Below are 14,438 nucleotides of genomic sequence, written 5' to 3'. Positions count from 1 at the left end.
TATGAAGATAAAACACCTTATTTTTTCTATTGTCCTATTCTTGTCCTGGCAGTTCGGGGCATCCCAAGAATTGAAATTGACTTACGATAAAGCAGCTGCAAACTGGAATGAAGCATTACCTTTGGGAAATGGTCGCATCGGCGCCATGGTATATGGTGGAGTTGACAAAGAGGAGATCCAGCTGAATGAGGAGACGATCTGGGCCGGGCGACCTGGAAATAATGTACCTAAAGGCAAATACAATGATATTGTGAAGATACGTCAACTTTTAGTCGAGGGGAAGAATAAAGAAGCACAAGATCTGTCAAATCTGGCATTTCCCCGGGCAGCACCCGAAGGACTTGATTATGGGATGCCCTATCAGACTTTCGGGAGCCTGCATTTGGGATTTCCGGCACATCATAGCCCGGTCCATTATCAACGGGAGCTGAATTTGAATAAAGCAATAGCGACTGTTTCTTATAATGTCGATGGTGTCAACTACCGTAGAGAAATGTTTACCTCGCTAGTTGATAGTGTGCTATTAATCCGTATCACTGCCGATAAGGAGAAAAGTATTTCGATGGATCTAAACTGGAAGAGCCCGCATCGCGATGTTCATATAGGCAAAAAAAATGGTGCGCTTTTCCTGCGTGGAAAAGGAGGGCAAGTTGATGCCAAAGAAGGGCAGGTAGTTTTCTATGGATTTGTTTATCCGCAGGTTAAAGGTGGCCAAATTAACCATCTTGACCGACAAATTATCATTAAAGATGCAGACGAAGTAATACTTTACGTATCTATTGGGACAAATTTTAAAAATTACCATGATCTCTCCATCAACCCTGAACAAAAAGCGACCCGGGTTTTTGAACAAGCCAAGAGAATCAGTTATGCAAAAGCAGTAGAAAATCATGTGGGGAAATACCAAAAGTACTTTAATCGGGTTAAATTGGATCTCGGAAACAATGCGCAGGCCAAAAAAACAACAGATGTACGTATCCGCGAGTTTGCGACAAACTTTGATCCGCAGCTGGTTGCTCTTTATTTTCAGTTTGGCCGTTATTTGCTTATTTCATCTTCACAACCCGGAGGGCAACCCGCCAACTTACAGGGAATTTGGAATGCTAAACTTTCTCCGCCCTGGGATAGTAAATATACTATAAATATTAATACTGAGATGAACTATTGGCCTGCGGAGGTAGGGAATCTGAGCGAAATGCATGAACCACTTTTTAGCATGTTAAAGGACCTGTCAATTACCGGACAGGAGAGCGCTCGGGAAATGTACCGGGCCCGAGGATGGAATGCCCACCATAACACCGATCTATGGCGTATCACAGGAGTCGTAGACGGCGGTTTCTACGGAATGTGGCCTCTGGGGGGAGCTTGGCTGAGTCAACACATCTGGCAACACTACCTGTATCATGGTGATAAGCAGTTTTTGAGAGATTACTACGATGTGCTGAAGGGGGCAGCCTTATTTTACCTGGATGTTTTAACGAAGGATCCTTCTGGAAAATGGTTGGTTGTGAGCCCTTCGATCAGTCCGGAAAATAGTTATGAACCGGGGAGTGTAGGGGTCTCGGCAGGTACGACAATGGATAACCAGCTACTATTTGATGTCTTTAACAATTTTATTCATGCATCCACCTTTCTGGAGGACGATGCCGTTTTACGTGACTCGGTGAGACGGTGCTTGGAGCAGTTGCCGCCAATGCAAATAGGGCAGCATGGCCAGCTGCAGGAGTGGCTCAAAGATCTGGATAGAACAAATGATCATCACCGTCATATATCCCATTTGTATGGACTGTTTCCGTCAGGGCAAATATCACCTTTTCGTAATCCTGATCTCGCCCAGGCAGCCAAAAATTCATTGATCTATCGTGGCGACAAGTCAACAGGTTGGTCAATGGGCTGGAAAGTGAATTGGTGGGCTCGATTATTGGACGGTAATCAGTCATATAAATTGATCAAAGATCAATTAAGTCCAGCTCCTGAAGAACAGCAGGGACAAAACGGGGGAACATACCCCAATCTCTTGGATGCTCATCCTCCTTTTCAGATTGATGGCAATTTTGGCTGTACATCAGGCATTGCCGAAATGTTGTTGCAATCCTATGATGGAAGTATATTTTTGTTGCCCGCATGGCCTGATGAATTACCGAGTGGGGAGGTAAAAGGCTTGGCGGCCCGGGGTGGATTTATCATCGATATGAGTTGGAAAGAGGGAAAGTTGACCGCATTAAAGGTGCTCTCAACCCTAGGTGGGAATTGCCGGATCCGTGTTAGTCATAACACCCAACTTTCTTGGCAGGGAAAACCGCTGCAAAAAGCCAATGGAGAAAATACAAATGCCTTTTTTGCAGTCGATGAAATCAAAAAGCCATTGATAAAAACAAAAAAAGGGATGTTAGAGATTCCTCGGACGGTGCTGTATGATATCTCGACTAGCAAAGGTGGGGCCTATGAATTTGCCGTGCAATAACGAGGTATGTTAACCGCGCGATGTTTCATGAAATTCACACAGAAAATCATTGATGGACAATGTGATGGGGAATCAACTTTGTAAGAATACACTTGCTAGAATTTTTGTGTCGGGAACGATTGCGTGAAAAATTGTTTACAATAGAAATAAAATATGCTAATTTCAGTGTTAATGCAAGCGGTTGCTTCACTTCCTTTTGCAATAGAATAACCAATTGAAGTAAACTCTATATATAAAATTTATGTCAAATACATGGAGAAATGTCTGGAAATATTCCGCATTGGTGGTTTATCTCGCCTGCGGCGAATCATCATCGACATTTGGACAAAATTATCATTCTCAGGTGTGGAATCCTGACCTGGGAAATGGAAAATTCAAAAACCCGATCATCAATGCCGATTATTCTGACCCGGATGCGATCCGTGTTGGTGAAGATTATTATATGACCGCATCGAGCTTTAACCACAGTCCGGGATTACCGATTTTACATTCGAAAGATATGATCAACTGGACGATTATTGGTCATGCATTGCCGAGGCAGATCCCTGAATCCGTGTTTAGCAAAGTGCAGCACGGTGGTGGGGTATGGGCACCTTCGATACGGTATCATAACAATGAGTTCTACATTTATTATCCAGATCCGGATTATGGGATCTATCAGATCAGAACGAAGGATATCCGTGGATCATGGTCTGCACCTACGTTGGTATTCGAGGGAAAAGGCCTGATCGATCCCTGTCCTTTTTGGGATGAGGATGGGCGTGCATATCTGGCCTATGCCTATGCTGGTAGCCGCGCAGGGCTAAAGAGCGTGATTGGTATAGCCAGGATGAATGCCGAGGGCAACAGTGTATTGGACCGGGGAACCATTGTCTATGACGGGCATGAACTGGATCCTACGATTGAAGGGCCCAAGGTATATAAGCGAAATGGGTATTATTATTTGTTTGCTCCGGCAGGTGGTGTCGCAACAGGCTGGCAATTGATTCTACGCTCGAAAAATATCTATGGCCCATATGAACGCAAGGTCGCCATGGCCCAGAATAAGTCTACCGTCAATGGACCCCATCAGGGGGCCTGGGTGGATACACCTACTGGTGAGGATTGGTTCTTCCACTTTCAGGATAAGGAAGCCATGGGACGTGTCGTCCATTTACAACCTATGGTTTGGAACGCTGACTGGCCTGTCATCGGAGAGGACAAAGATGGGGATGGAATAGGAACACCCGTGATGAGTTATGAAAAACCGAATGTGGGAACCTCGGTACATCCCCCGACCAACCCGCAGGAGTCAGACGAGTTTGATACACCACACCTGGGATTACAGTGGCAATGGCAGGCCAATCCGGACGGTACTTGGCTTATGCCCTCCCAAGACGGAAAGCTTCGGCTTTATAGCCAACAGCTCCCTGAAGGAAGTAAGAATCTGATGGCAGCCCCCAATATACTCACGCAGAAATTTCCGGGCGATGATTTCACTGCGACAACAAAAATACGGCTATGCCCCAATGAAAAGGATCTAGGTGAAAAAGCCGGTCTTGTGGTGGTGGGAGAAGCTTATAGCCAATTGTTTATCCGCAAGGAAAAGGGCAGTTTCCAACTTTATTATGGCAGCTGTACAGGGGCCTATTCTGGGACCGAAGAGCAGGTCAGGCTCATAGGTACGCTGCCGGAAGATTTTGTCTACCTTCGTGTACAAGTCAAAAATGGAAAGACCTGCAGTTGGGCTTATAGCTTGGATGGTAAAAAATATACAGTCGTGGAAAATGGCTTCCAGGCAAAACCGGGCAAATGGATCGGCGCCACATTAGGACTTTATGCCAGCCGCGAGAAGCATATCAATGATAGTGGCTATGCAGAAGTGGATTGGTTTCGCATAGAGAAATAAAACAGTTTGGACCATGCTGTTACGATTAAAAAGTCATGAAATTACTGTAACGTTGATTTATGAACTACGTTTTTTATGTAACTAAACGAGTTAAATAATATAATTATTTACTGCTTATGAAAAGAATAGATATGATAAAAGTCTTGGCAGCCTACCTACTTGTCAGCCTGCTGTTATTGGGTTCGGAATTACGGGCGGCCAGTCCGGAAGTGATTACTGTAGACCAACAAGGGAAAGGAGACTTTACAAGCATACAGGCTGCAGTTAATGCCGTTCGAGCTTTTCGGGGGCATTATGCTGTCCGGATTTGGATCCGTAAAGGGACCTACCATGAGAAAGTGGTCATTCCCGCTTACCTGGAAAATATTCAGCTGGTGGGTGAGGATGCTGTCAGTACGAAGATTGTCTTTGATGATTATGCTGGTAAGGTCGCCAGCTGTCCAGATGAGACAGGGCAGACGAAGCTTGGAACGTTCAGCAGTTATACCCTGCTGGTGCGTGCCAACAGGGTACTCATTAAGGATTTGACCATTGAAAATGCTGCCGGACCTGTAGGCCAGGCTGTGGCCCTGCACTTGGAAGGTGACCAGATCGCCTTAGTAAACTGTCATCTAATGGGCTTTCAGGACACTTTGTACCTTGGAAAGAGCAGTGGTAGGAGTTATTTTTCCAATTGTAACATCAGCGGGACAACAGATTTTATTTTTGGTCCCGGGACCGGTTTTTTTGCTGTATGTAAGCTGATCTCATTGCGAAATTCGTATGTCACCGCAGCTTCCACAGCACAGGGACAACGTTATGGTTATGTATTTGATCGCTGTGATTTTGTGGCCGCTGACGAATCTGTCAATAAGGTGTTTTTGGGGCGACCATGGCGACCTTATGCCAAGACGGTACTTGTCGATTGCCATTTGGGGGGCCATATTGTGCCTGAGGGCTGGAATGAATGGAAGGGCGACAAGATGTTTCCTGATAAGGATAAGACCGTGTTCTATGCTGAACTGGGGTCAAAAGGAGCAGGTGCGGCGGATCTCGCCCGGCGGGTGACCTGGTCCCATCAGCTGTCTGCTAATAAACGCAGTATGTATAGTCTTGATAAAGTTATGGACGATTGGAACGTTAAATTGATGCTCAATGAAATGGAAAAATAATAGAGGGCATTACTGGCGGCTTAGTTCTATTTTTATACTTCTTTTTTACGGTGGTACAGTGTGGGCACAGCATAAGGCTATTCCACGGGATACGACGTATAATACCATGCGTGTATGGCGGCAGATTAAGAAAAACTACCCACAAGCGAGACCTGCGGTGGACAGTGCAGGAGCGGAGCTCAGGGTGATCCGCAACGTCGTATATGCGCATCTACCCCACACAGATTTTGGGCCACGTGATTTGCACCTGGATATTATTCGACCCGATGATAAATTAAAGCGTGCCGCAGTGCTGTGGATCCATGGTGGTGGCTGGCGTTCGGGCCACAAGGAAATGGATATGCCCATAGCTCAACTGTTGGCCAGAAAAGGCTATGTTTGTATTCCGGTGGAGCATCAATTGTCTTTGGAAGCAAAGTACCCTCAAGCAGTACTCAACATCAAATCGGCGATTATATGGGTCAAAGAACATGCTGAACGATATGGTATAGACAGCAGGAGAATCGTTGTCGCAGGGAGTTCAGCAGGAGGGCAATTGGCAAGTTTGGTCGGATTGACAGGAGGAGTGGACCGTTTTGAACCCCGGGTCGAATCTAAAGCGAGTACGCATGTACAGGCTATTGTGGATCTGGATGGTGTGGTAGACTTCTTGGCCCCCCTTTCGCTCAATCTGGAACGAAAGGCCGACTCCCCGGATGCCTTTTGGTTGGGTGGAACCTTCGCCGAAAAGCCGCTTGTCTGGAAGGAAGCATCACCCATATTCTGGGCCAGAGAGGACCGGCCGGTTCCCATGCTTTTTATCAATAGCGGATTTCCGAGGTTTCATGCAGGCCAGGATGAACTCGTCGGCATGCTGAAGCGCTGGGGAACGCCCCATGAAGTGCATTGCATTGATGTAAATGTACATCCCTTTTGGCTTTTTCACCCTTGGGTAGATCGCTGTGTCGACATGATCGACCAGTTTTTGAAGCACATACAGTTAAAAGAAAAAGTCCATTAAAAAAGTAAAGCTACTTTACTGGGATATAGCGAGTCAGCTGAGTTCCGCTTCACTTGTTAGGTTGCCTTTGTCCATGCCTAAGTCATTATTTATGCTTAGCATTCGTTCGAAAGGACTGGCCAATTTTTCAAAGGACAGTCCCTTCGTTTCGTTATATATCTGAATAATCTGTTGGCCTACAAAGGATAGTTACGTTTTTAGAAACATTATTCTGGTATTGCGGCAGCTCAGCCATTGGTTTATACAAAGGTCCAAAAGCTTTCCAATGTGCTTCACGTTCTGTCATGTTTTCGAAAGTCGTCAGATAAATTAAATTAGGCATTGTACTCCCTGCAATAACTTGACCATAAAAAACGGCATTAAAATTTAGTTTTTTGAAGATATCGATCTCACCATTATTAAACATGGAAATTTTATTTGCAGCTAACTTTTCCGTTGGACCTTCATAGCTCCTCAATTCGTAAACACGTTCACTTTTATCGGTGCTTAATTTTGGAAGAGAAAGCAATGGCATCCCGTCAAAGGCTTTCATCAAAATCGTTTCAATCCTAGCATATGGCGGGTGGTTATGTGCGGCATCCAAGTACTCCTTTCCCGACTCTAAATACCGTTTATCTTTTAAGATATCTACATCAAGACTTGCATATTTTTCAAGATTTGGCGATGAACTGAATACATAAACCAATTTATCTGCTTTGTCCTTATTGTCAATCGGTTTGAAAACACCAATTTCTTTAAAGCCTAATTTGTGCATCGCCGGCAGGTAGGCTTTTTCAAGAAAACGATCGATGACCTCTTCTTGGTCTGTGGTCTGGAAGTGATAAACTTTCAATTGAAAATAAGTAGTTGCTGCGCGGGCAAAACAGCTGGATTGACTACTGATAAAAATAAATAGGATTAAAATCCAATGTCCCGGATTCATAGATCTGACCATATGTAATATTTAGTTTTATAGATTTAGATTATTATCGCCAAACGTCAATTTGCTTCAACAATATCCTGTAGTGCTCTGAATAAATTTAACGGATATTCGGCCAATCTGTTGCAGAGGTATAGGTACCATTCCTGACCATACACGAAATACAGTTTTGTGGGATAACCCTCATTTCTCAATTGGGCCAACTGTTCTGTTTGGATACCAAATAAACTTTCAAATTCATACGATTCCTTTTTAGGACCTAGTCGGTCTATAAGTTTTTTAACTTCCTGCTGAATTTCGTGATGATGCGTTGCGATGGAACATAGGTGACCTCTTGAAAACAACTGTTCGACATAATAGAGATACCGTTCATTGAGTTCCTGTCCTCTCGGCAGGGATAAACCTTTGGCTGTTTCAAAAGCCCCTTTAACGATCCGGATACGTCCCCTTTCCTTGCACATGGCCTCAAAATCATCTGCGGTACGATGGAGGTAAGCCTGCAGCGTAATGGAAAGATTTGAGAATTCTTTAGAGCCCTTCTGATAGAGTTTTAATATCCGGTCAGTTCTTTCAGTCCCCTCAGCACTGATGATCACTTCCTTGTCATTCGCTATTTCGCATATTTTGGAAAGGTTTTCATAACAGAGGTTTTCAGAGATTTCCAGTCCAATGTGCGAGAGGTCGAGTGAAATCGTTGAATTGAGTTTTTTTTGATTTATTGCGTTACAAATACTTAAAAACTCATCTGTCGCTTTAATCGCTTCCTGAACGGATCGTGTGCTTTCTCCCATGTACTCGATCGAACATTTAAAGCCTTCATCATTTGAAGTCTGTACTTTTTTTAGCGTTTCCGTAAGGTTTTCTCCTCCGATATAGCGATCTGCGGCTTTCTTCATCAGCTTATAGAGTGCTTCATTATTCAAAACATAAGCTTTGGCATCTTCATTCAATGCAGCCTTCCTTAGTGCTTCAGCACCGGCTGTTAATAACTGTTCCATTTGGCAATCTTAAAATTTACAATGCAAAATACATAAATTAAATTATGTCAACATATACTGCTTAATATTTATTCATATGTTCTCCAGCTATGGGGTAACCTGTTTTCAACCTTTTACGCTTAAAAACTCATATTTTCGAACATATTATTCTTATTGGAATGTTACTTCCCTTGTCTATTGTTTAACCCAATAAAAAGTTTTTGAAAAAATGCCTTTATGGGCTACAATTTTTAGCTTTTTTCCCATCAGGTACATTTCACAGTTGCCCTTTTGGCCCGTATCGTGATTTTCCACTGTCCCTTTCCATTCATTTTTTTCAAAACGCACATTATAGAGTGTAGGACGACCTTTGGGATCGGTACCGACGAATTTTCCGTTTTTATTGGAGATGCTGATAATGAATCCTTCCTCAGTTTTCCATTTACCTACAAAATTATCGTTTGCGGACTGGGCAATGCTGATCATTGTCATGAACATGATGGCAAGGGATGACAGTATTTTCTTCATATTTTATTATTTAATGATGTGATACTGCAAAGCAAATTAAAATAATCAGTAGTATTTTTAATATTTCTTAAAAAATGGAATCACTTATTTGCCTGCCCGTATGACGCTTAGTGTTTGCTGCGTAATGCCCAGATAGGATGCAATATGTCCCAGGGGAGCTCTTTGCAATATGCCGGGAAATTTGTCGAGCAGGTTTTTATAGCGTTGTTCGGTAGATTGAAATTGCAAAGCAAGAATCTTATCTGATAACATACTGACTACTTGCAGCGATACCTGCAGCCGGTAGTCTCTAAAAGCAGGGATACAGTTACAGAGCTCATCGAGTTTGCTGTAAGGGATGATACGCAAATCGGTTTTTTCCAAAGCCTGTTTGCCATAGGGATGGGGGCGGTTAAAAAAAACACTTTCAAAAGATACCAAGAAATTACTCTCATTGAAAAAATAATGGGTGATATCTTTTCCATCTAAGTTATAAAAAGCACGTAATAGTCCTTTTTCAATGAAATAAACATTTTGGTGATGATTATCGGGCTGTGTCAATATGGTACCTTTCGCAAAAGTTTTCCTAGTAAAAGCGTTGTCGATGGCTTCACATTCAGCCCTATTTAATTTTGTTTGCGTAAGTAGATAAGGTATGAGTTCCATTTGGTTCAAATGTACATTAAATCAATGGTTCCGTGACCCGGGATAATTCGTCTCGTCATTAATTTGGAAAATGCTAAATTACTCGTTAAATAAATAGAATGCATTATTCGGATCTTTGGGTTTCCACCCATGTTTTGTATCGATTTTATCTTCGTAATAAAATTTCATGGTAATGCTTTCGGGGGTATAACTGTTGGGAACGGTAATTAAATTTAGGAGGCTATCTTTGCCATGCTCACCAAATACTTCGTAAGAAATATGCTCATTACTAAGATATACGCGAAATTCTTCAAGAATCTTTAATTCCTTTTGATTAGATTGCGCAGTTGTCAGCTCCTTCCAGTATCTATTAATAGATTCGTTCTTATCACCAGTTGAGGTGCACCCAATTATGAGCGCTAAAATACAAGTCAATATGATTATCCGTTTCATAGAACAATTTTAATTTTCCTAGCATTATTGGGGAGTTGACAAAGTTAAAAATCTGTATCGAAAAAACCGATTTATGTAAGACCGTTGTATTCCACTGCTCTCATGCTAAATCGCACTTTCCGTTCTTTAATTATCATACCAATATACAAAAAGATAATTGAGACATCAATGGTTTTTGCACGTTGACAATCTGTTTACAATATAAAGAAAGCCCGGCTTGGATAAACCAGCCGGGCTTTGATTCCTGTTGTTTTCAATAGGAAATTTCTAGTCAAATAGGGATTATATAATGACTACTTAAGAGAATTTTTAAGCCTCTTATTTATCTTGGATACAACGTACCGGATAACCAGCAGTTTTAAGATAATTCGATGTATCCCAAGAACTTTGGAATCCACGTCCCTGTAACGCATAATTATTGCCGCCGACTGCAGTGTTTAGCCAATAAATTGCGGAGCTTTGGCGGATAAGCTGGGCCCCTGTTGTCGGGTTTCTGTGACCATTTGCAGGAAAGCTTAATTTAATATCACTGCTTTTTTTACTGGTCATAATATGCGCGGCTGTAAAGTCAGATAATCCAACTGTAATGTTACCAGTAAAAGTAGTCCAGTTTCCAATCGAGGTATGGCGGGTATAAGTTCCTAGACGGGTATATTCAGCTTGACTAGGTACTCTATCTCCTGTACCACATGGATCCAATGCTGCTTTCACAGGAGCAGCTGCGGTACCATTATTCCATGAACCGTCCGGAGCAGATGTTGTATTCCATCCTGCGATAGCGCCATCGCCACTGTAAGCATTTGCTACTGCAGCCTGACGGCCCCATTGGTAGTAATTACCATATAGTGCCTGTACAGAAGGAACGGCATCAGGATTATTGGTTGCAGGGTTTACATCGACCACACCAAGGTTATAGCGGTCCCAACGATAACCGGCGATGACAGCATAGCGTGCATCAGCAGCAGCAGGGGTTCTGGTGACATTGGACGCATTGACAAAGCGGTCGCTGTTGAAACGTAATTTCATGGTGTAGGAAAAGCCCGGTTTTAAGCCTAGACCCGCATTTGAAAAGTTAAAGTTTACCGCTTGCGCATTGACATCATGACCGATTTTGATCTGACCGCTTGGAATCGTCAATGCAATTGAAAAATTGGTTGACTGACTCTGGTTGACGATAAAAGTCCGTGCTGTTGCATTTAGATTTGAAACAGGGGGTACATTTATCGCATTGGTAGCGGATAGGGTTTCACCGGTACTCAGGTCAACAGTTGGGTTAGCGAAAGGTGAAGTCCATTCCGCTTGTACCGGAACCTCCGAAAGGTAACCTCCTTTTACATAGTTTGCAGTACCAAATGTACCTGTTGCATCGCTGTTGTCGACAAGCAGGGTCACACGGGTAAACATGTGCTGCAATGGTGTCGTCAACGGAGTCGGAGTATTGTTGCCGAGTATGGTGACATCTTTTTCGATGGCATACATGAAGTCCGCTCCATTTTCAGTATAGTTTGCAAAAGCGAAATTCACCTGACCTGCCGTATATAGGTTTGTTGTTGGAGCTGCAGGAGGGGCAGTAGTCGTAGACCCCAATGAATAGATCACAAAGGTATATTTATGACCCGCGATCAATTTATCCCCAAAGAATACCTGGGTTGAATCCGAAGCATCGCCAACGGCCTGGTCAATATAAGTACCGTCTGTTTCATAGGCCACTACCCGATAGGTTACCGGACCTCTCAAAGACAGCAATTTCGTTGCGGCCTTTTTACCGGTAGAAGCTTTAAGCCCGCTGTTACTTGGGGTATTCTCGGTCAGTTCTGCGGTAATGCTAAACGGTCCCGACTGAATTTCTTTTGTTATCGTTAAAGGTTCGGTTGCGCCGGCCTTTGCCGAAGCTTTCGCCACGGATATATTATCTCCGCCGAATTGGGCTTCAGTTAAAGCCAGTTTTATCCCTTTATTCACTTCAATAGTATTCTCACCTTTCTCCTTGCTACAGGAAACGGCAATTGCTAGAAAGACAATTAAAGCCAGTTTTGTCTTTATAATCTGATGCATTTTTTTCATAATTGTTTTAAATAATTTTTGATTAGTTCCACCATTCACCGCTACTCGGATCTTGGGTTTCTGATCCGCCGTTATTCCAGTCTGTTTCGCTAACGCCGGAGCCTCCTCCGGGTTGGGCTGACCCTGCCGAGCCTGCAGCCACACCTTCTTCCATCATCACCTGTAACCGCTCGATTACGGGTGTCACGTAGATCTCTTTTTCAGTTTTCTTTTTCATGTGTATTTTTATTATTTGGTTTATATTCGACATTTACTGAAACATGATACCCTGTTTAATCATGGATTAAATCCGTTGTATTCTGTTGATAAATGTTTTTTTTGAGCATAGATTTTATTTGTTAGTACTTTTCGTGATAACCTAAATTTACTGCTGTATGTTAATTTCTATTTCATTTAAATAATTAGTCAATATATCGCGTTCTTATTAACTGAAATATGGCTATCGTACCTAAAAAATATTGTACTCTTTTTGAACGGATAGATGAAGTTTGACAAAAAGAAATAATATTAAAATTACTTTAGCATTTCAGCTGTCGTACATTATGATGTAGAACTATAAACGAGTTTTTAGTTTTGTTATTTGTTTAATAGACAATAGATTATTTTAGTTATAAAGCGGTTTGTAATCAATAATATTTAGCAATGTTACAAAAGAATATGTGGAGTTTTGGCTGAAAATATCGACAGAACGGCAATAAAATTTATAATGTAGGTGTTCAGCTACGGGCGGTCTTTTCAAACAGCGGAATTTTCTATTTTAGTACACTTCTCAATTTGTGGAGAGGTGACTTCAACTATTAAGGGCGTAAAATACTCGGTTTGTTTTGAAATCATATTCATAGAGAAACGGATTTCGTTTTCCTGAATATGTCGACGATTGACTATTTTTGGAAGACCTAGAAAGAAAGCTCCGGCCGCTACCTGAATAGAGCTTGCAGTAGGATAGACCTTCCAGTGCCATTTGAACCGAAGATTGCGTTGAATGAGGAATTTAAGGGAGAAATTGTTCGCCTTGAAATTCTTAAAATTCTTCATGCATAAATTATTAATGAATGTAATCGGTGGCAATCGTGCTGTAGGGCGGGAGACAGTTGGAAATCGGCCCGGGGCTACGACCCGATAGGTTACCGCGCTTCTCAGGGACAATCGGGATGTTGCGGTTTTCATAACGCAATATATATCGCCTTGATATATCGCACTCTTTGCAACAAAAATAGTGGGAAGAAGTGTGAGGAATGGATGTGCCCGAAGAGGCGGATCGGATGCTTGGCTAAATGAAAAGCCCCGTCTACGCATTGGTTGACCTGTTTCACACATTGTTGATTTTTCCTTGTCCTACAGGAAATATATTTGAACAGTAATTATAAACAAATAAGACCAATGAACGTAGTAAAGACATTAGCGATGGTCAATCTGGGATTGATCATGTTATTTTCCTGTAAAAAAGGGGATACCGGTCAACCGGGACAGCAAGGGCCTAAAGGTGATCAGGGCACTACCGGTATGCAAGGGGAAAAAGGTGCCGACGGAGCAACAATTTTTAGCGGGACTACTGTTCCCGGCGCTACACTGGAAAAATGGTGACTATTATATCCGAAAAAATACTTCTGAGATGTACGGTCCCAAAACTGATGCCGGCTGGGGGGCAGCTACCTCGTTTCGAGGTGCCGCAGGTACAAATGGTACCAATGGAACCAACGGTGCCGCAGGAACGAAAATATTAAGCGGAACCGCAATACCTGCGGTATCACTCGGTGCCGTGGGTGATTTCTATTTTAAAACCGATACCTATCAGCTTTTTGGACCCAAAACAGCTTCCGGCTGGGGAGCGGGGATTAATCTAAAGGGAGCTACGGGTGCGGCAAATGTCATCTATAGTGGCTGGCAATATGCCAAGGATGTTAATAAGGATTCTGTAATTGATGCTACATCCTGCAGGTTAGGCCACCTCCCTGCAAATGGATTGACAAAAATTTACCTCAAGAGTAGTGCTATATTAGTTTATATGGATTATGGAGGGGGAGTATTTGCCCTGCCTTACACTTCTACCGTCGGAGGAAGACCCAATACCATTTCATTCGTGTCAAAGATCAATCAGATCATCATCTATCGTTTTACACATGATGGAACCAATTTGAGCACTCTGAACCCATTTTTGAACTATCGCTATGTATTAATTCCCGGTGGAGTTATGGCTAGCCTTAAAAGAAAGGGTGTTGACTTAAATAACAACCAGGCCATAGAGTCAGCCCTGAAAGAGGAACAGTGATAATGGTATGGCAATCAAAAAAATAGCGTAAATTTATAAGGAGCTGTCATCGCTTACAACCTGTTGATGAAAATTTAATGTGATGATCAATCTCATGGGAA

The 14,438-nt window shown here is 42.6% G+C and carries 14 protein-coding genes; 6 read left to right on the top strand and 8 right to left on the bottom strand.

All coding sequences use genetic code 11. The annotated features are described in order from the left end of the window. Window position 1: 1 nt before the first annotated feature. The 4 genes from DCO56_RS05735 to DCO56_RS05720 all read left to right on the top strand — a co-directional run bounded on the left by DCO56_RS05735 (window position 2) and on the right by DCO56_RS05720 (window position 6,503). Window positions 2-2,464 carry a glycoside hydrolase family 95 protein gene (locus DCO56_RS05735; RefSeq protein ID WP_108632736.1) on the top strand — a complete coding sequence of 821 codons (2,463 nt, stop codon included), beginning with the start codon at window positions 2-4 and terminating at the stop codon, window positions 2,462-2,464. A gap of 241 nt (window positions 2,465-2,705) precedes the next feature. Beyond that, complete coding sequence (locus DCO56_RS05730; RefSeq protein WP_108632735.1) at window positions 2,706-4,352, top strand: glycoside hydrolase family 43 protein; 1,647 nt, start codon at window positions 2,706-2,708, stop codon at window positions 4,350-4,352. Window positions 4,353-4,468: 116 nt separating this feature from the next. Beyond that, on the top strand, window positions 4,469-5,503 hold the full coding sequence (locus tag DCO56_RS05725) for a pectinesterase family protein (protein ID WP_219929323.1): 1,035 nt from the start codon (window positions 4,469-4,471) through the stop codon (window positions 5,501-5,503). After that, on the top strand, window positions 5,487-6,503 hold the full coding sequence (locus DCO56_RS05720; protein WP_108632734.1) for an alpha/beta hydrolase: 1,017 nt from the start codon (window positions 5,487-5,489) through the stop codon (window positions 6,501-6,503). Before DCO56_RS05725 ends, DCO56_RS05720 begins: the two co-directional genes overlap by 17 nt. Window positions 6,504-6,654: 151 nt before the next feature. Here DCO56_RS05720 and DCO56_RS05715 read toward each other — a convergent pair whose 3' ends face one another. The 8 genes from DCO56_RS05715 to DCO56_RS05680 all read right to left on the bottom strand — a co-directional run bounded on the left by DCO56_RS05715 (window position 6,655) and on the right by DCO56_RS05680 (window position 13,235). Beyond that, window positions 6,655-7,437 (bottom strand): NIPSNAP family protein, encoded by a 783-nt coding sequence (locus DCO56_RS05715; protein WP_108632733.1) that lies wholly within the window; start codon window positions 7,435-7,437, stop codon window positions 6,655-6,657. A gap of 44 nt (window positions 7,438-7,481) precedes the next feature. Beyond that, window positions 7,482-8,420: a proline dehydrogenase family protein gene (locus tag DCO56_RS05710; protein WP_108632732.1), complete on the bottom strand. Its 939-nt coding sequence runs from the start codon at window positions 8,418-8,420 to the stop codon at window positions 7,482-7,484. Window positions 8,421-8,594: 174 nt separating this feature from the next. Beyond that, entirely contained in the window at window positions 8,595-8,927 is a 333-nt protein-coding gene (locus tag DCO56_RS05705; RefSeq protein WP_108632731.1) for a DUF2147 domain-containing protein, read from the bottom strand. An 84-nt stretch (window positions 8,928-9,011) separates the two neighbouring features. Next, on the bottom strand, window positions 9,012-9,572 hold the full coding sequence (locus tag DCO56_RS05700) for a Crp/Fnr family transcriptional regulator (protein WP_108632730.1): 561 nt from the start codon (window positions 9,570-9,572) through the stop codon (window positions 9,012-9,014). Window positions 9,573-9,650: 78 nt separating this feature from the next. Beyond that, window positions 9,651-10,004, bottom strand: a complete 354-nt coding sequence (locus tag DCO56_RS05695; RefSeq protein ID WP_108632729.1) for a hypothetical protein — start codon at window positions 10,002-10,004, stop codon at window positions 9,651-9,653. A gap of 318 nt (window positions 10,005-10,322) precedes the next feature. Continuing rightward, window positions 10,323-12,068: a hypothetical protein gene (locus tag DCO56_RS05690; RefSeq protein ID WP_108632728.1), complete on the bottom strand. Its 1,746-nt coding sequence runs from the start codon at window positions 12,066-12,068 to the stop codon at window positions 10,323-10,325. A 22-nt stretch (window positions 12,069-12,090) separates the two neighbouring features. Further along, window positions 12,091-12,318, bottom strand: coding sequence for a hypothetical protein (locus tag DCO56_RS05685; RefSeq protein WP_108632727.1), 228 nt, complete (start codon window positions 12,316-12,318; stop codon window positions 12,091-12,093). Between the two features lie 485 nt (window positions 12,319-12,803). Next, complete coding sequence (locus DCO56_RS05680) at window positions 12,804-13,235, bottom strand: hypothetical protein (RefSeq protein ID WP_146190985.1); 432 nt, start codon at window positions 13,233-13,235, stop codon at window positions 12,804-12,806. A gap of 213 nt (window positions 13,236-13,448) precedes the next feature. Between DCO56_RS05680 and DCO56_RS05675 the strand changes: the two genes are divergently transcribed. Both DCO56_RS05675 and DCO56_RS05670 read left to right on the top strand, forming a co-directional pair. After that, window positions 13,449-13,652 carry a hypothetical protein gene (locus DCO56_RS05675; protein ID WP_108632725.1) on the top strand — a complete coding sequence of 68 codons (204 nt, stop codon included), beginning with the start codon at window positions 13,449-13,451 and terminating at the stop codon, window positions 13,650-13,652. A gap of 28 nt (window positions 13,653-13,680) precedes the next feature. Next, on the top strand, window positions 13,681-14,337 hold the full coding sequence (locus DCO56_RS05670) for a hypothetical protein (RefSeq protein ID WP_108632724.1): 657 nt from the start codon (window positions 13,681-13,683) through the stop codon (window positions 14,335-14,337). Window positions 14,338-14,438: the final 101 nt, after the last annotated feature.

Origin of the sequence: Sphingobacterium athyrii, assembly GCF_003071065.1 — a bacterium.
GTDB lineage: Bacteria > Bacteroidota > Bacteroidia > Sphingobacteriales > Sphingobacteriaceae > Sphingobacterium > Sphingobacterium athyrii.
This window is presented reverse-complemented; position numbering and strand designations above follow the sequence as displayed.